14 protein-coding genes are annotated in these 16,953 nt (G+C 70.0%); 3 read left to right on the forward strand and 11 right to left on the reverse strand.

Going from position 1 to position 16,953, the window contains the following annotated elements; genetic code table 11:
* Positions 1-108: 108 nt before the first annotated feature.
* From gndA to CA951_RS35350, 4 genes are all read right to left on the reverse strand, one after another.
* Positions 109-1,560: an NADP-dependent phosphogluconate dehydrogenase gene (gene gndA, locus CA951_RS35335; protein WP_087561298.1), complete on the reverse strand. Its 1,452-nt coding sequence runs from the start codon at positions 1,558-1,560 to the stop codon at positions 109-111.
* 132 nt (positions 1,561-1,692) lie between these two features.
* Positions 1,693-3,660, reverse strand: coding sequence for a DEAD/DEAH box helicase (locus CA951_RS35340; protein ID WP_087561299.1), 1,968 nt, complete (start codon positions 3,658-3,660; stop codon positions 1,693-1,695).
* A gap of 225 nt (positions 3,661-3,885) precedes the next feature.
* Positions 3,886-4,839 carry a M56 family metallopeptidase gene (locus tag CA951_RS35345; protein WP_087561300.1) on the reverse strand — a complete coding sequence of 318 codons (954 nt, stop codon included), beginning with the start codon at positions 4,837-4,839 and terminating at the stop codon, positions 3,886-3,888.
* A gap of 26 nt (positions 4,840-4,865) precedes the next feature.
* Entirely contained in the window at positions 4,866-5,279 is a 414-nt protein-coding gene (locus CA951_RS35350; protein WP_015890703.1) for a BlaI/MecI/CopY family transcriptional regulator, read from the reverse strand.
* A 176-nt stretch (positions 5,280-5,455) separates the two neighbouring features.
* Between CA951_RS35350 and CA951_RS35355 the strand changes: the two genes are divergently transcribed.
* Complete coding sequence (locus CA951_RS35355) at positions 5,456-8,032, forward strand: rhomboid family intramembrane serine protease (protein WP_087561301.1); 2,577 nt, start codon at positions 5,456-5,458, stop codon at positions 8,030-8,032.
* A gap of 6 nt (positions 8,033-8,038) precedes the next feature.
* Here CA951_RS35355 and CA951_RS35360 read toward each other — a convergent pair whose 3' ends face one another.
* Genes CA951_RS35360 through CA951_RS35370 form a run of 3 tightly spaced genes read right to left on the reverse strand, consistent with a single transcriptional unit; the run spans position 8,039 to position 11,441 of the window.
* Entirely contained in the window at positions 8,039-8,872 is an 834-nt protein-coding gene (locus CA951_RS35360) for an ABC transporter ATP-binding protein (RefSeq protein WP_087561302.1), read from the reverse strand.
* Positions 8,869-9,975 carry an iron chelate uptake ABC transporter family permease subunit gene (locus CA951_RS35365; protein ID WP_087561303.1) on the reverse strand — a complete coding sequence of 369 codons (1,107 nt, stop codon included), beginning with the start codon at positions 9,973-9,975 and terminating at the stop codon, positions 8,869-8,871. Before CA951_RS35365 ends, CA951_RS35360 begins: the two co-directional genes overlap by 4 nt.
* Positions 9,972-11,441 (reverse strand): iron ABC transporter permease, encoded by a 1,470-nt coding sequence (locus tag CA951_RS35370; protein ID WP_143543150.1) that lies wholly within the window; start codon positions 11,439-11,441, stop codon positions 9,972-9,974. Before CA951_RS35370 ends, CA951_RS35365 begins: the two co-directional genes overlap by 4 nt.
* A 184-nt stretch (positions 11,442-11,625) precedes the next feature.
* On the opposite strand from CA951_RS35370, the gene CA951_RS35375 reads away from it, so the two are divergent.
* Together CA951_RS35375 and CA951_RS35380 are read left to right on the forward strand one after the other, a co-directional pair.
* Positions 11,626-12,384 carry a hypothetical protein gene (locus CA951_RS35375; RefSeq protein ID WP_087561304.1) on the forward strand — a complete coding sequence of 253 codons (759 nt, stop codon included), beginning with the start codon at positions 11,626-11,628 and terminating at the stop codon, positions 12,382-12,384.
* 250 nt (positions 12,385-12,634) lie between these two features.
* The gene (locus tag CA951_RS35380) at positions 12,635-13,096 is read left to right on the forward strand and encodes a PaaI family thioesterase (RefSeq protein WP_087561342.1); all 462 of its coding nucleotides are present in this window, start codon (positions 12,635-12,637) and stop codon (positions 13,094-13,096) included.
* Between the two features lie 77 nt (positions 13,097-13,173).
* Here CA951_RS35380 and CA951_RS35385 read toward each other — a convergent pair whose 3' ends face one another.
* From CA951_RS35385 to CA951_RS35405, 4 genes are all read right to left on the reverse strand, one after another.
* On the reverse strand, positions 13,174-14,568 hold the full coding sequence (locus CA951_RS35385) for an NAD(P)/FAD-dependent oxidoreductase (RefSeq protein WP_087561305.1): 1,395 nt from the start codon (positions 14,566-14,568) through the stop codon (positions 13,174-13,176).
* Positions 14,569-15,055: 487 nt separating this feature from the next.
* Positions 15,056-15,880 (reverse strand): MBL fold metallo-hydrolase, encoded by an 825-nt coding sequence (locus tag CA951_RS35395; protein ID WP_087561307.1) that lies wholly within the window; start codon positions 15,878-15,880, stop codon positions 15,056-15,058.
* A 17-nt stretch (positions 15,881-15,897) separates the two neighbouring features.
* Positions 15,898-16,221, reverse strand: coding sequence for an AzlD domain-containing protein (locus tag CA951_RS35400; RefSeq protein ID WP_087561308.1), 324 nt, complete (start codon positions 16,219-16,221; stop codon positions 15,898-15,900).
* On the reverse strand, positions 16,218-16,892 hold the full coding sequence (locus CA951_RS35405; protein WP_087561309.1) for an AzlC family ABC transporter permease: 675 nt from the start codon (positions 16,890-16,892) through the stop codon (positions 16,218-16,220). Before CA951_RS35405 ends, CA951_RS35400 begins: the two co-directional genes overlap by 4 nt.
* Between the last annotated feature and the right edge of the window lie 61 nt (positions 16,893-16,953).

Below are 16,953 nucleotides of genomic sequence, written 5' to 3' on the forward strand. Positions count from 1 at the left end.
GCCTCCGCGGCGGGGCACCCGACCGCTCGGCCGTGGTCTGCCCACGGCGCGGCCCGGCCGTGACGTACCTGCGGTACGCCACGGCCGGGGACGGTCGATCGGGGAGGGTCAGGCCTGCACTTCGCTGCGGTCACCGCTCCAGAGGGTGTGGAACTTGCCCTCGGCGTCGACCCGCTCGTAGGTGTGGGCGCCGAAGAAGTCCCGCTGCCCCTGCGTCAGGGCGGCGGGCAGCCGCTCGGCGCGCAGGGCGTCGTAGTAGGACAGCGACGACGCGAACGCCGGCACCGGGATCCCCAGCAGGGTGGCGGTGGACACCACGCGGCGCCAGCTGTCGATGGCCGTCTCGATGGCGTCCCGGAAGTACGGGGCCAGGATCAGGCTCGGCAGCTTCGGGTTCTCGTCGTACGCGTCCTTGATGCGGTTGAGGAACCGGGCGCGGATGATGCAGCCGCCACGCCAGATCGTCGCCAGGTCGGCGGGGTGCAGGTCCCAGTCGTATTCGGCGCTGCCCGCCGCGATCTGGTCGAATCCCTGCGCGTAGGCCACGACCTTCGACGCGTACAGGGCCTGCCGGATGTCCTCGGTGAACTGTGCGGCGTCGGCGGGCTTGTCGGCCAGCCGGCCGGAGGCGAGACCGACCGCGGCCTTGCGCTGGTCGCGGGCACCGGACAGGGCGCGGGCGAACACGGCCTCGGCGATGCCGGTGACGGGGACACCGAGGTCGAGGGCGGACTTGACGGTCCAGCGGCCGGTGCCCTTCTGCTCGGCGGCGTCGACGATCACGTCGACGAGGGCCTTGCCGGTCTTCGCGTCCTTCTGCCGCAGCACCTCCGCGGTGATCTCGACGAGGTAGCTCTCGAGGTCGCCCGCGTTCCATTCGGTGAACACGTCGGCGACCTGGTCGGCGTCGTAGCCGAGGGCGTCGCGGAACAGGTTGTACGCCTCGCCGATCAGCTGCATGTCGGCGTACTCGATGCCGTTGTGGACCATCTTCACGAAGTGCCCGGACCCGTCGGGGCCGATGTGCGTGCAGCAGGGGGTGCCGTCGACCTGCGCGGCGATCGACTCGAGCAGCGGGCCCAGCGCCTGGTAGGACTCCTTCGGTCCGCCCGGCATGATCGACGGGCCGTTCAGTGCGCCCTCCTCGCCGCCGGAGATGCCGGCGCCGACGAAGTGCAGGCCACGATCCCGGAGGGAGGCCTCGCGGCGGATCGTGTCCGTGTACAGGGCGTTGCCGCCGTCGATGATGATGTCACCGGGCTCCATCGCCGAGGCGAGTTCCTCGATGACGGCGTCGGTGGGGTCGCCGGCCTTGACCATGATCAGCACGCGGCGCGGCTTCTGCAGCGCAGCCACGAACTCCTCGATGGTTTCCGTGCGGACGAAGTCGCCCTCGCCGCCGTGCTCCTCGATGAGGGCGTCGGTCTTGGCGATGCTGCGGTTGTGCAGCGCGACCGTGTGACCGTGCCGGGCGAAGTTGCGGGCGATGTTCGAGCCCATGACGGCCAGTCCCGTGACGCCGATCTGCGCGCGGGCACCCTCAGTGTTGTCGATAGTCATGGATACAGCATTCCCTCTCGCTCGGCGGTAGTGAAATCGGCGGCTACGAAAAGCTCGACCGGCTAAGCCAAACACACGAAGGCCGGCCGTCGCATGTGCGACGGCCGGCCTTCGTGTCACGGCGTTGTTCGACTAGCTGCGGCGCTCACGGCGCGGGCCGTCGAAGCCGTCGTACGAGCGACGGTCGGTGCGGCTGCGGAACCCGCCGCCGGTCGACGCGGGACGCCGCTCCGACGTGGCCGCGGGGCGCCGATCGTCCCGGCGATCGTCCCGCCGGTCGTCGCGGCGGAACCCGCCTGCGGCGCCGCGGTTGTCGCCGAAGTCGCGGCGCGGAGCGCTGCGGTCGAAGCTGCGCTCACCGGATCCGCGGTGGCTGTCGCCGCGGTCCCCGTAGTCGCGCCGGGGTGCGCTGTCCCCGAAGTCGCGGCGCGGAGCCCGATCGGAGAAGGACCGGTTGTCGCGGTCACCGCGGTACCCACCGCGGGTGTCGCCGTCACGCTGGGGGCGGTCGCCGCGGTAGCCGCCGGACCGGTTGTCGGACTGCTCGCGGCGCGGGCCGCGGTTTTCGTAACCCCGGCCCTCGTTGCCACGCCCTTCGTAACCACCGCGGCCTTCGAAGCTGCGACCGCCAGACGGACGGTCGCCGTAGCTGCGCTCACCGCGGTCACCGGCGTCGCGGCGCGGGCCGCCCCGGTCGGAGGAGCCGCGACCGTCGAAGCCGCGGTTGCCGCGGTACCCGCCGCCGTCGCGTCCGGCGTATCCGCCTTCGCGGCGGGGTCCGCGGTCACCGAACTTGCGGTCGCCGCCGCGCTCGCCGCGGGAGTAGGTGTCGCGCACCGGTTCGCCGCTGGGCGCCTTGGCGCCGGTGATGCTGGCCAGCTTCTCCGAGCCGGGGGTGACGGGCACGGCGGTGGCGTCGACGCCCGCCATGCCGGTCAGGCGGCGGAACGTGCGCTTCTGGTTGGGGAGCACGATCGCGACGACAGTGCCCTTCTCGCCTGCGCGGGCGGTCCGGCCCGCGCGGTGCAGGTAGTCCTTGTGGTCGGCGGGCGGATCGACGTGCACGACCAGGTCGATGCCGTCGACGTGGATGCCGCGGGCGGCGACGTCGGTGGCGACGAGCACCGGGGTGCGGCCGTTCTTGAAGCGTTCGAGGACCCGGGTGCGCTGGTTCTGCGCCTTGCCGCCGTGCAGGGCCTCGGCGGCGATGCCCACCGCGCGGAGGCGGTCGGTGATGCCCTCGCAGCCGAGTTTGGTGCGGGCGAACATGATCGTGCGGCCTTCGCGGGCACCGATTTCGGCGAGCACGTTGTCCTTCTGGCCGCGGTCCACGAGCAGCACGTAGTGCTCCATCGTGTCGACGCTGGCGCGACCGTCCTCGGTGGAGTGCTGCACGTGGTCGGGCAGGAACTGGCGGACCAGCGACTGCACCTCACGGTCGAGGGTGGCGGAGAACAGGAGACGCTGGCCGTCGGCCGGGGTCTCGCCGAGGATGGACCGGACCTCGGGCAGGAAGCCCATGTCGGCCATCTGGTCGGCCTCGTCGAGGGCGGTGATCTCGACGGAGTCGAGGATGCAGGTGCCCTGACGGAGGTGGTCGCCGAGGCGGCCGGGGGTGGCGACGAGGATGTCGACGCCGCGGCGCAGCTGGTCGACCTGCTTGGTGAACGGGGTACCGCCGACGGCGGGGCGGACGGTCAGTCCCATCGCACCGGCGTACGAGTTGAGGGAGTCGACGACCTGGAATGCGAGTTCCCGGGTGGGGACCAGCACCAGTGCGCGGGGCCGCTTGGGGGCGGGCCGGTCCTCGTGGCGGGCGAGGCGGGCCAGCATCGGCAGCCCGAACGCGAGGGTCTTGCCCGATCCGGTCTGTGCGCGGCCGAGGACGTTGGTGCCGGCCAGCGCGTCCGGCACGGACAGCGCCTGGATCGGCGACGGGACGGTGATGGAGTTGCGGGCGAGGGCCTGCACCAGGGGTGCGGGCAGGCCGATCTCGGCGAACGTCACGGTGGCCGTGTCGGCCTCGGTGGCGTTCTGGTCAGGGGTGTCGGTCTCGGCCTGCTCGAGTGGGGCAGACGTCGTCTGGACAGCGTTGGTCACGCGGGTACCTCTCCGGGCATAGGGCGCGTCGCGGAGCGGGGGCTGTCATGCAGCACGCACAAAGGGACGAGCCAGGGCACATGTCACCTGGTCAATCCATTCGCGGAAGTGCGGGGAATTGGGCTGTGTGCCGTTTCAGTGTTGATGGGCCGCAGTGGCGACCGCCGACCAGTGTACGCGACGGGGCACCCGGTTATCGAACCCGGCGGAGTGTGAGGTGGGCGACTATACGGCGCTGAACAACCGGCTCAGTTCGGTGAGCCAGGGGACGGCGACGGCGATGGTCGGCACCACGAGGATTGCCAGGGACGCCGCGTAGGCGGCGAGCGCGACCCGGGTGCCCTGTTCCGTGGACGCCAGGCGCTGCACCCGGAGCAGGGTGCTGGGACCGCCGGCGGCCATGGCGCCCTTCGGGGCGATCGACCCCGAGCAGGCGACGAGTGCGCGGGCCAGGGCGGTCGGCCCGGTGGCGCGGACGGCGGAGTCGTCGGCGAGCATCTCCACCAGTAGCTGCACCGATCCCAGCGCGGACTTGCTCCGCACCACGGTGGGGAAGGCGGCGTTGACGGCGGTGAAGGCCTCGAGCACGAGGTCGTGCCGGGCCCGCAGGTGGGACCGCTCGTGGGTGAGGATCGCGGTGATCTCGGCGTCGTCGAGGTTGGTGAACGTGCCCTGGCTCAGCACCACCCGCTGCCGCAGCCCGGGCAGGCAGTAGGCGATGGGCTCGGTGACGTCGAGGACCCGCAGGTCGGGGGTGCGGGCGAGGGGGGACGTCGAGTCGCAGCGGTCGAGGAGGTCGACGAGCATGCGGTGCCGGGCGCGCCGGCGCCGGGTGCGGACACCGACCTGCACGATCGCGAAGATCAGTTTGGCCCCGACGAGGAGGGTGAGCGCGAAGACCACCACGTACAGCAGCCACAGGGGCAGGCCGAGGGCGTCGATCTCGGCGACCGGTGCGGTGGTGGGGCGGCCGTCCGGTCCGGGGACGAGGAGCTGGCTGGCGATCGCGAGTCCCGAACTGAACGCGGACAGTACCGCGGCGAGGGCGATCGCCTGCCACAGCACGAGTGCTGCGCGGGGGGCGTGATGCGGCCATCGGGCGCGACTCAGCAGCGCAGGGACAGGCCCTGCGAGAAGAAGTGCGAGTACTCCGAAGACCAGCGCGGTGGTGGCGTCCATGTCCTACTCATCATGCATGACGAACGTCAGCCGGCGCGAACGGTTCCCGACTGATTGTCTCCTGTGGTGCGTTCCTTGGCCTCGAGCGCGGCGAGGGCCTCGCGCAGCGCGTCGGCCTCGTCGGCGCCGACCTGGCCGACGAAGTGGACGAGTGCGGCGGCCCGGCTGCCGGACTTGTCGGCCTGCTGCAGGGCGTCCACCATGAGGCTCGCGACGAGTTCCTCACGCTGGTGCACCGGCAGGTACCGGTGGGCGCGGTCGTCGCGCTGCTGGATGACGAGGTGCTTCTTCGCCAGCCGCTGGAGCACTGTCATGACAGTGGTGTACGCGAGTTCACGGCGTGCCGCGAGTGCCTCGTGCACCTGCCGTACCGTCTGCGGTTCCGAAGTGGACCACAGGTGATCCATCACTGCGCGTTCGAGTTCGCCGAGTCCAGCCATAATCCGATTCTACGGATACGACGACGCAGATACGTACTACTGGTAGTAGTAAAACTGCGTCACGGCGTGTGGTATTGGCCATAGTCCGAACGGGTGGATTACGGTCGGGTTGGCTAGCGGCCGACCCGCCGGGCAAGCTTTCGTTCTCGACATCGCGGAGAGTGGGGACCTGGCGGATGAAGACCGACGACAGCGCGGCAACCGGACACGGTACGGCAGCGAGGGTCAGGGGTCAGACGGGGCGGGCCGCGGAACGGGTCTGGGGCGGGGTGCGGGGCGCGCCGGTCAGCATCGCGCTGCTGGTGGTGATCTGGATCCTGGCGATCGCCACGTCCAGCGTGATCAGCGGCCCGTCCCAGCACGTCGCGATCGGGATCCGGGCGTTCCAGAACGGCTGGGTGTGGACGCTGCTCACCGCCGGGCTGTGGGGCGACGACGTCCTCGCGTACCTGTCGACGACCGTGCTGCTCCTGGTGGTGGCCGCACCGCTGGAACGACGGATGGGGTCGGCGCGGTTCACCCTGGCCGCGGTCGCCACCCAGGTGCTCGGCGGGTTGCTGGCGCTGTCGGTGGCCGCGGTCGCGAAGGTCGTCGACGCGAACTGGGGTTTCCGGCTGCACGTGGGGATGGCCGTCGGTCCGAGCACCTGGATCGTCGGCGCCGCGATGGTGGCCAGTTCCAACATGGGCACGCTGTGGCGGCGGCGGATCCGCGTCGGTGTCCTCGTGTTCACGATCACCCTGGCGCTGTTCAGCGGTTCGCTGCAGGACGTGGTGCGGCTGGCCGCGGCCGTGGTGGGGCTGGTGATCGGCCGCTGGATCGTGGGCCGCTCCGCGCGCGGCGAGCGGATCGCGGGCACCCAGCGGGAGGGCCGGGTGCTCGTCGCGATCGTGGTGGCGGCCAGCGCGATCGGACCGATGATCGCCGCGCTGTCCGCGGAGGCGGTCGGCCCCCTCGCCGTGCTGCGCGACCTGTTCCGCGGCGTGCCCTATACGGCGGGCGAGGTCCGCGACCTGTGCGAGGTGTCGGCGGCGGACCCCGAATGCCGGCGCGGGCTGCTCGAACTGCGCCTGTCCGGGGTCGGGCCGACCCTGCTCAGTCTGATGCCGTCCCTGTTCCTGCTCACCCTCAGCGACGGCCTCCGACGGGGCCGTCGCTTCGCGTGGGTGGCGTCGGTGATCGCCCAGGTGATCCTGCTGGTGCTGTCGCTGCTGAACTTCGCGGTCCGGTTCGTCGACTCCCTCGACGAGGACTCCCTGTTCTACGGTCTCGCCGACCCGAACCTGTACCGGACGCTGGTGCCGTTCCTGACCCCTCTGGCGATCCTGATCGTGCTGCTCGCGACCCGGCGGTTCTTCGACGTCTCCGCCCCGGCCGGGACGTACCGGCGGCTGGCCGGTGTCCTGGTGGTGCTCGTCGCCGGGCTCGCCGTCCTCTACGTCCTGGGCGGACTGTGGGCGCGGCACGGGTTCGACCCCCGGCCGGGCATGACGACGCTGCTGGCCGACTTCCCGGAACGGCTGATCCCGCCCGTGTACCTTCAGTGGCTCGACCCGCGGCTGCTGCCGGAGAGCATCCCCGCGACGCTGCTGTACGAGTGGACCGGGGTGGTGTTCTGGGTCGCCCTCTGCGCGCTGGTCGCCGCGACGTTCCTCAGCCCCGCCATCGGCTCGGACTCGAAGTCCACCGAACGCGCCCGGGCCCTCCTGAAGTCGGGGAGCGGGAGCCCGCTGTCCTGGATGACGACGTGGCGCGGCAACAACTACTGGTTCTCCGCCGACGGCACCAGCTACGTCGCGTACCGGGTCATCGCCGGTGTCGCGCTGACCACCGGCGACCCGGTCGGCCCACCGGACCGGTTGCGGGACACCGTCGAACACTTCGCCGAGTTCGCCGCCGCCAACGGCTGGATCCCGTGCTTCTACTCGGTGACCGGTGAGGTCCGCGACATCACCGACGCCCTCGGCTGGAGCGGAATCCAGGTGGCGGAGGAGACGGTGCTGGATCTGGGGCAGATCGCGTTCACCGGCAAACGGTTCCAGGACGTCCGCACCGCCCTGAACAAGGCGAAGAAATCGGGGATCACCGCCGAATGGGTCAGCTTCCCCAGCGCCCCCCGCGCGATCACCGACCAGATCACCGCGATCTCCGAGGAATGGGTGGCCGACAAGGGCATGCCCGAAATGGGTTTCACACTCGGCGGACTCGACGAGGTCGACGACCCGGAGGTGCGCTGCCTGATCGCCGTCGACGAGGACCGCACCGTGCACGGCATCACGTCGTGGCTGCCGGTGTACCAGGACGGGCGGGTCGTCGGCTGGACCCTCGATTTCATGCGGCGGCGGGCGGAAGGGTTCCGGCCGGCGATGGAGTTCCTCATCGCGTCCGCGGCACTGAAACTGGAGGAGGAGGGCGCCCAGTTCCTCAGCCTGTCCGGCGCCCCGCTCGCGAAGGTCGAGCAACCGGACGGCGACGCCGACGAGCGGGAACGGTCGGAGTCGTCGAGCCTGTCGGCGGTGATGGACAGCGTGCTCGATCTGCTCGGCCGCACCCTGGAACCGGTGTACGGGTTCCGGTCGCTGCTGGCGTTCAAGTCGAAGTTCCAGCCCCGGTACGTGGCCATGCACATGACGTTCGCCGACCCGGCCGCGCTCCCCAGCATCGGCAACGCCGTCGGCAGGGCGTATCTGCCGACGGTGTCGCTGGGGCAGAGTTACCGGCTGGTGCGGACGATGATCGGCGGACGGCGCTGACGGCCGCTACTTCGTGTCCGGCCCGCCGATCGCGCCGTACACGTGGCGGGTGCCGATCGGCACCACCAGCGGGCGGTCGGACACCGGGTCCGCGATGACCGCGGCCTCCAGACCGAACACTTCGAGCAGCAGTTCGGCGGAGATGATGTCCTTCGGCGCGCCGGACGCGACGATGGTGCCGTCCCGCATGACGATCAGCTGGTCGCTGTAGCGGATCGCGAGGTTCAGATCGTGCAGCACCATCACCACGGTGCGGCCCAGTTCCTCGTGCATCCGGTCCACCAGGTCGAGGACCTCGACGGAATGCGCCAGGTCGAGGTAGGTGGTGGGTTCGTCGAGCAGCAGGATGTCGGTTCCCTGCGCGAGGGCCATCGAGATCCAGGCCCGCTGACGCTGGCCGCCGGACAGCTGGTCGACGGGGCGGTCCGCGAGGTCGGACACCCCGGTCAGGGCGAGTGCCTCGGCGACCTCGCCCTCGTCGTCGGAGGACCACTGCCGCAGCCACGACTGGTGCGGGTGCCTGCCGCGGGCCACCAGGTCGGCGACGGTGAGCCCCTCGGGGGCGACCGGTGCCTGTGGGAGCATGCCGAGGGTGCGGGCGACGTCCTTGGTGCGCATCGACCCGATGGCCTTGCCGTCGAGCAGCACGGAACCGTTGCGCGGCTTCAGGAGTCGTCCCAGCGCGCGCAGCAGGGTGGACTTGCCGCAACCGTTCGGCCCGATCACGGTGGTGATCACCCCGGTCCGCACCTCGAGGTTCAGGTGGTCGACGATGACCCGGTCGCCGTACCCGAGGCTCAGGTTGTCGGCGATCAGTCGAGAGTCAGTCTGCACGGTCATGCGGAGACCTTCCGATTGTTGCGAACCAGCAGATACAGCAGGAACGGGCCACCGAGTGCCGAGGTGACGATACCCACGGGCAGTTCGACGGGCAGGATGGTGCGGGCGACGACGTCGCTGCCGACCACGAGTACGGCGCCGGTCAGGGCCGACGCGATGAGCGGCGGACCGGCGGACCGCACCAGCCGCAGCGCCACCTGCGGCGCGGCGAGTGCGACGAACCCGACCGGGCCTGCCGCGGCGGTCGCGATGCCGGCGAGGGCGACGGACATGAGCAGCAGCCGGGCCTGCGACCACTGCAGCCGCACTCCCAGCGACACCGCGTTGTCGTCGCCGAGGCGCAGGGCGCCCATCGTGAACGAGGAGATCACCGCGTAGCCGCCGACGAGGACGACCGCGATCGTGACGGGCCACACCTGACTCCAGGAGGCACCGTTGAGGGAACCGTTGAGCCACACCTGGGCCCGCGACGCGTCGTTGATGTCCGCCGAGATCAGCAGCCACCCGGTGACCGCGATGAGCATGGCGTTGACACCGATGCCGATCAGGATCAGCCGGTACCCCTCCACCCCGCCGCGCCACGCGAGCAGGTAGATGACCAGGGCGGTGAGCAGTCCACCGACCAGGGCGGCGAGCGGGATCCCCAGGGTGGCGAGGATGCCGACGAAGCTGCCGCCGCCGCCGAGGACGATCAGCGCGACCGCGGCGGCGCTGGCACCGGACGTGATGCCGAGGATGTCGGGGCTGGCGAGGGCGTTACGGGCGATCGACTGGGTGATGGCGCCGGCCAGGCCGAGGGCCATGCCGATGAACACCCCCGTCAGCGACCGCGGCAGGCGGAGGTCCATGACGATGAAGTTCTGGGCCTTCGTGCCGCCGCCGAACAGCACCCGCGTGACCTCGGGGATCGACAGCGGGTAGTCACCGCGGCCGATGTTGAGGCACAGCACCAGGAACAGGGCTGCCAGCAGGGCGACGTTGACGGCGATGCCGAGGGGGCGCAGGACCAGGGAGATCGGTCCGAGGCGGAACGCGGGGCGGGCCGGTACCCGGGCCGTCGGCGCGGCGCCGAGGTCGGGGCGCACGTCGTCTCGAGTGCTCACAGGCTTGCCAACTTTCTGCGCCGAACCAACGCGATGAAGAACGGCGCCCCGAACACGGCGAGCACGATTCCCACCTGCAACTCACCCGGCCGGACCACGACACGTCCGATGACGTCGGCGGTCACGAGCATGACGCCGCCGAGGAGCCCGGCGTAGGGGACCAGCCACCGGTAGTCGGGGCCGGTGACGGCCCGCGCGACGTGAGGGACGACGAGGCCGATGAACGCGATCGGACCGCATGCCGCGGTGGCCGCACCGGTGAGGAGGGTGATCGCGACGATGCCGAGCGCGCGGCTGGCCGCGATGTTGGTGCCCAGCGACCGGGCCACGTCCTCGCCGAGGCTGAGAACGTTCAGGCCGGGGGTGCTGACGAGGGCGAGGATCAGTCCGAGGAGCAGGAACGGCAGCACCTGCCACAGCACGTCGAAACCGCGGCCGGCCACCGACCCGACCACCCAGAACCGGTAGGAGTCGAGGCTGGACTGGTCGACGATGATGATGGCGTTGGTCATCGCCTGCAGGAAGAACGCGACGGCGGCGCCGGCCAGCGCCAGGCTCAGTGGGCTTGCTGCCCCGTTGCCGATCGACGACAGCCCGAACACGATCACGCTCGCCGCGAAGGATCCCGCGAACGCGAACCACAGGTATTCGCTGGGTGCGCTGAACCCGAACAGATACATCGACAGCACGACGAGGAACGCGGCACCGGCGTTGAGGCCGAGGAGTCCGGCGTCGGCGAGCGGGTTGCGGGTGTGCCCCTGGATGAGGGCGCCCGCGACACCGAGCGCCATCCCGACGACCAGGCCCAGCGCGGTGCGGGGGCCGCGGAGTGTGCGCACGATGATGTCGGTCTGTGAGCCGTCCGGGTCGAACAAGGCGTGGAAGATCTCCGCGAACGACAGCGGCCGCGCCCCGACCGCGACGCTGGCGAGCAGGACCAGCCCGAGCAGGATCACGAGGACGCCCAGCCCGATCAGTCGGCGGCGCCGGATCGCGGCGACGCTGACGTCCTTCTCGCGGACGGCGAATCCCTCGTCGGTGGCGGTGCTTTCCCGGACGACCTCGGTGCCGGTGCGCCGGAACGCCCGCTGCAGCGACCGTTTCGGGCCGATCGCGTCGCCCGTGGGGGTGTCGCGGGTGACGAGGCCGACCCAGCCCTTGCCCGAACTCTGCCCGGTGTTGCCTTCGCGGAATCCGCGGTTCCACAGGGCGAGTCCCAGCGCGATCGCAACGGCGGCGCCGCCGAACACGACCCGGTCGGCCTCCCCGCCGCCGTTGTCGTCGCGGAGGGAGTCGACGATGTACCACCCGAGAACGAGCGGGATGGCCACTATCCCGATGTCGAGCAGTCCCGCGAGTGCCCGGAGGTACAGCGGGGCGGGACCGCGCGGCACGTCGCGCTTTCCGTAGGGCTCGTCGGTCGGCAGGTGCGGGGTGTCGCTGCCGAACTGTCTCGTCGTCGTCACTGGCGGGGGAAGCTCCTGACGTGTGTGCCTGTGCACGGGATCTGCACTGATTCAACTACTTAGGTTACGGAACCCTATCCCCGTTGCCGCATCCGGCGGGGCGTCCCGGGCGTCGCGGTTCGTGGGGGTGCCTCACATCACATGATGTCAAGTCTTGATATTTGGTTAGGCTCACCTATGTTTGGTGGTGTTCCATCCCGACCGATTGGAGTGCACGGTGACTTCGACCCTGTCCGCCCCCGCGACCGCACTGGACGTGTCCTGCACACGACTTCGCGCACTGAACGCCGAATATCCGCGCATGTACGCGGTCGCGACGATGGCGGACGAGGGTAAACGCAGGTGGTGGTCGCTCGCGGACGACCTCGACGGCGACCGGGTGTCCCGGATGTGGGCGCGCTCGCTCGAGGACGTCCCCGATCCGGACGTCGCCGCCATGCAGGTGGCCACCGCACTGATCCACGCGGTGGTCGGGCGTGTCACCGCCCTCGTCGTGCTGGAGGGCCGGGCCTGGGATCCGGGGCTCGAGAACCTGTGGATCCACATGGACAGCGACGAGGGAATCGACTGGGCGGGTGTCGCCGACGACACCATGCGCGTTCTCCCGGACGATTCCTACGCCGGCGCGCCCCGGACGGTCACCGTGCCGTGCGAGCGGGCGCTGCTGCTCTGGACCGTGCATCGCAGTCTCACGTCGCTGCACGCTGTGTTCGACGCGATCGCCCGGCTGACACCGATCGACGCGACCCGATTCTGGGGGCTCGTGGGGGAGTCCGTGCTCGGTGCCGCGACGTACGTGCCGATCCTCGCCGGTGGTGGCGAGGCCGCCGCGCAGCGCCGAGGTCAGGGCATCCTGGACGCCTTCGTGGCCGCAGGGGTGCCGGTCCGCTCGAAGAGCCGGATCACGCGCCCGCACTGCGGTCGGCTGCGCTTGCTTAATTAGGGAAGCCTTGCCTATACTCATACCAGACGTCGAACTGAAACGCCGGCGCCGAGAACCGAACTACCGGACCGCGCAGGAGTCCTGAGGGCTGCAGTGACTCCCAGGTCCATCCCACGGCGGGCCTCACGCTGAACAAGCGTGAGGCCCGCCGATCTTTTTGCCCCACCTGCTTGCCCCGCCGCCCGTCCCGTCGTGTAGGCAGGAGTGCGGGTGCGCCGTGAGAGCGCACCGCGATCCGATGGAGAGTGCGATGGTGGATTCCGGGCAGCAGCAGGCATCGAACGGCGACGGGCACGGCGACACCGCCGCGCTGGCCGATCAACTGGGCAAGGGATTCGACGCCCTCATCGGACTCGAATACCTCGAACTCGGCCCCGACCGCGTACGAGCACAGTGGACGGTCACCCCCGACCTGCAGCAACCGGCCGGCATCCAGCACGGCGGCGTGTACTGCTCTGTCATCGAATCGGTCGCCAGCACGGCAGGCTCGGTCTGGCTCGGCGGCCGCGGCCACGTCGTCGGCGTCAACAACAACACCGACTTCCTCCGCGCCACGCGGGAGGGAACGCTGACTGCCGAGGCCAGCCCTGTCCATCGCGGCCGCACCCAGCAGTTGTGGGAGGTCCGGATCACCGACGAGCAGGATCGACTCGTCTCCAAGGGGCAGGTCCGGCTCGCGAACATCACCGACACCGGACGCCTCGGCAACTGACACACCCGGACACGGCGGAGGGGACGGACCATTGGGTCCGTCCCCTCCGCCGTGTCCGGCTCAGATGGATGGCTGCGTCACCCGGCGGCTTTGCGTTCCTCGCCTGGCGACGATTTCTCCGCCGTCTCCTTCTCCCGTTCGTGCCGCTCCAACTGCTCCATCGCGTTGCGGGCGAACACCCACTGCTCGGTGGACGCCATCTGCGCGCGTCCGCGACCGAGGAACGTCACCGTCCACGACAGCAGCGTCGACAGCCGGCTGCGGAACCCGACGAGGTACATCAGGTGGATCCCCAGCCACGCCACCCAGCCGATGAATCCGCTGATCTCGAGTTTGCCGACCTTCGCCACCGCACTGAACCGCGAGATGGTGGCCATACTGCCCTTGTCGAAGTACTTGAACGGCGGCCGGTCCTGCGGCTTGTGCCCGCTCAGACCGGCCTTGATCTGATGGGCCGCGTACTTGCCGCCCTGCATCGCGACCTGCGCCAGACCCGGCAGCTTGTCCAGCGACATCATGTCGCCGATCACGAACACGTCGGGGTGCCCGGGCACCGACAGGTCCGGGTTGACCAGGACGCGTCCGGCGCGGTCGATCTCGGCGTCGGACTGGTCCGCGATCTGCTTGCCCAGCGGGCTCGCCTGCACACCGGCCGACCACACCTTGCACTGCGACTCGATCCGGCGCTGCGTGCCGTCCTTGTCCTTGACGACGAGGCCGTCCACGTCGACGTCGACGACCATCGCGCCGAGCTGGATCTCGATGCCGAGCTTCTCCAGCTGCTGGCGGGCCTTGCGGCTCAGCTTGCCGCCGTAGACGGGAAGGACGTCGTCCGCGCCGTCCAACAGGATCACGCGGGCCTCACGGGGATCGATGTTGCGGAACGCCCCCGAGAGGGTGCGCCGCGACAGTTCCGCGATCTGGCCGGCGAGCTCGACACCGGTCGGGCCTGCCCCGACGACGACGAACGTCAGGAGCCGGGCCCGCTCGGCGGGATCGCTCGACAATTCGGCCTGCTCGAACGCACCGAGGATCCGGCCGCGCAACTCCAGTGCGTCGTCGATCGTTTTCATGCCGGGCGCGAACTCGGAGAAGTGATCGTTGCCGAAGTACGACTGTCCCGCGCCTGCGGCGACGATCAGGCTGTCGTAGGGGGTGACGGTGGTCCGGTCCAGGAACCGGGAGGTGATCGTCTTCGCCTCGAGATCGATCTTCTCGACATCGCCGAGCAGCACCTGCGTGTTCTTCTGCTTCCGCAGCACGAGCCGGGTGGCGGGGGCGATGTCGCCGACGGAGAGGATGCCGGTCGCCACCTGGTACAGCAATGGCTGGAACAGGTGGTGAGTGGTGCGCGCGATCATGGTGATGTCGACATCGGCGTTCTTCAGCGCCTGTGTGCCGAACAACCCACCGAAGCCGGATCCAATGACCACGACGCGATGGCGGCGTGACTCAACCGACTGGATACTCATTCCGTGCTCCTCGAAAAATAGGCGACTCCTGTCACGGTAGTCGCCTTGTCCCCGAGCGTCTCAGTAAGGCGTGCTTCCCTGCACCCGCGTCCGGAATCGATCCAGAACTCGACGTTCCCCCGCACCACGCACGAAGCGGGCAGCCCCTTCGTGAGGGACTGCCCGCCTGCGGTGTGCGTACGCGGCTATTCGGCCCGACCGATCCGCTTCCTCCCCGTGGGAGTCCCGGTGGAGTCCGGGGGGATGAAATCCGATTTGATCGAAAACACGAACAGAGCCGTCACCCCGACCACGACGACAAGAATGGTCAGGACTACGACCACGTAGCCGAAACCGACACCAATTGCTGTCAAGTCCATCAGACCTACCTCCTCAGTCGCTGCTCACGCTACTGCGCAGGGTAGCCGCAGTCACCGCGTCGGCGGGGTGGAACGATTACAGTGCCCCCTCGAAGGCGCCGCCCGACGTGGTGGCCGGTCCGCGACCGTCACGTCAGGTGGTCGAACTCCCCGGTCACCCAGGCGCAGTGCCGGGTCGCCGAATATTCGAGCGCTTCCCGGCCGTCGCGGTCGATGACATTGTCGAAGTTGCCGATGATGCGGTCGAATTCGAGGTGTGACAACTGGTCCGCGATGCGCCGCACCACCGCTGCGGACAGCGGCAGCCGGTTGGGGTACGACCGGAGGAACGACACCGTGCGGCGGTCCGGGTTGGGGAACACGCCGTCGCCGGTGAGTAGCACACCCCGGCCGTCACCCCCGTCTCGCCAGTGCGCGACGGCGCTGCCCGGGAAGTGCCCGCCGATCTGGTGCAGGGTCAGCCCCGGCGCCACTTCGTGTGTGCCGGACCAGAACACGATCGGGCCGTCGGACCGTGCCAGCCAGGAGCGGTCCGCGTCCGCCACCAGGATGGGCACGTCACCGAGCGCCTTCGACCACTGCGTCTGGACACCGAACATGTGCGGGTGACTGCCCGCGACGGCGATGACGGGGCCGTGCGCGGCGACGGCGTCGACGGCCGCGGCGTCGACGAATCCGATCGGATCCCACAGCAGCGACCCGGCGGGCGTGCTGATCACCAGGGACTGTTGGCCGATCGCGGTCTTCGGGTCCACGTACAGGCCGTGCAGTCCCGGCTCGACCTCGTGTTCGACGGCGCGATACCCCGCGCCGGCCAGCGCCTCGACGGTGGTCCACTCCTGCCCACCGAGCGGAATGTACTGGCGTTCGTCGGCGCAGATCGCGCACTCGTCGGGGAGCGGGGTGTTCGGGTCCTGTTCGACGCCGCACGTGGCACAGAGATGAAATAACACCCCTCGATGATGCATGCTCACGGCACGCCCAGGAGCCGCAATCCGGCAGCCGTCGCGGCAGCGGACAGGACGATGACGACGAAAGGCGCCTTCCGCCAGGCGAGTAGGCCCGCGACGACAACCCCGGTGGGACGCGCCACTCCGGCGAGGTCGTTGCCTTCGGTGAGCGCCGCCGTGCCCACCAGCGCGGTGAGCAGGACCATGGCCGCCGACGCCATGATCCGCTCCACCCAGGGCCTGGCCGCGATCCGCGGCCGCAGCACCGGCCCGGCGAACCGGAACGCGAACGTGCCCGCCGCGAGCACCCCCACCGACCCGATCAGCACGAGGTGCCCGGTCACCGCAGCACCGTCCGCCGCGCACCCGCGAGCAGACCCACCAGCGCCGCGAGCACCGGAAGCCCGGCGGGCAGGACCGGCGTGGCCGCCAGGGCGACGACGACGCCGATCAGGGCGGGCACCCGCACGTCCCGATCACGCAGCGCCGGCAGCACCAGGGCCAGCAGCACCGCCGGGAACATCGCGTCCAGACCCAGCGCAGCGGGGTCGCCGATCGCGTTGCCCGCCACTGCGCCGAGCAGGGCCCCGAGCGGCCAGCACACCGCGATCCCCACACCACACGCCCAGTACGCGGCGCGTCTGCGGTCCGGGTCCGTCTCCCCGAGCGCGAACACCACCGACTCGTCGTTCATCAGATGACTGCCCACGATGCGCCGGGGCCCTCGCCCGAGCACGTCGCCGACCGCCAAACCGAACGGCAGGTGCCGGGCGTTTACCAGCAGTCCGGCGAGCGCCGCCGCGATCGGGCTGCCGCCTGCCGCGACGATCCCGACGAACAGGAACTCCGCGGAACCGGCGAGGACCAGCACCGACAGTGCGACGGGCAGCCACGCGTCGAGTCCCGAACCGACCGCGATCGCGCCGTACGACATGCCGACCAGTCCGTCGGCCAGGCACACGAGCGCGATGTTCCGGAGGATCCGCGAGCCGAGTGTTCGCTTCATCGAACGCATGACTTATATACTGAACAGATGGCACGTCGTTCGTCAAGGCGAACGGACCGACCGAAATAAT

This window comes from Rhodococcus sp. NCIMB 12038 (genome assembly GCF_002165735.1).
Classification (GTDB): Bacteria; Actinomycetota; Actinomycetes; order Mycobacteriales; family Mycobacteriaceae; genus Rhodococcus_F.

Coding starts and splice junctions, on each gene's coding strand:
- CA951_RS35380 (WP_087561342.1), top strand. CDS start 12,635: ATGGTGGATTCCGGGCAGCAGCAGGCATCGAACGGCGACGGGCACGGC.
- gndA (WP_087561298.1), bottom strand. CDS start 1,560: ATGACTATCGACAACACTGAGGGTGCCCGCGCGCAGATCGGCGTCACG.
- CA951_RS35360 (WP_087561302.1), bottom strand. CDS start 8,872: ATGACCGTGCAGACTGACTCTCGACTGATCGCCGACAACCTGAGCCTC.
- CA951_RS35405 (WP_087561309.1), bottom strand. CDS start 16,892: ATGCGTTCGATGAAGCGAACACTCGGCTCGCGGATCCTCCGGAACATC.
- CA951_RS35355 (WP_087561301.1), top strand. CDS start 5,456: ATGAAGACCGACGACAGCGCGGCAACCGGACACGGTACGGCAGCGAGG.
- CA951_RS35385 (WP_087561305.1), bottom strand. CDS start 14,568: ATGAGTATCCAGTCGGTTGAGTCACGCCGCCATCGCGTCGTGGTCATT.
- CA951_RS35345 (WP_087561300.1), bottom strand. CDS start 4,839: ATGGACGCCACCACCGCGCTGGTCTTCGGAGTACTCGCACTTCTTCTC.
- CA951_RS35350 (WP_015890703.1), bottom strand. CDS start 5,279: ATGGCTGGACTCGGCGAACTCGAACGCGCAGTGATGGATCACCTGTGG.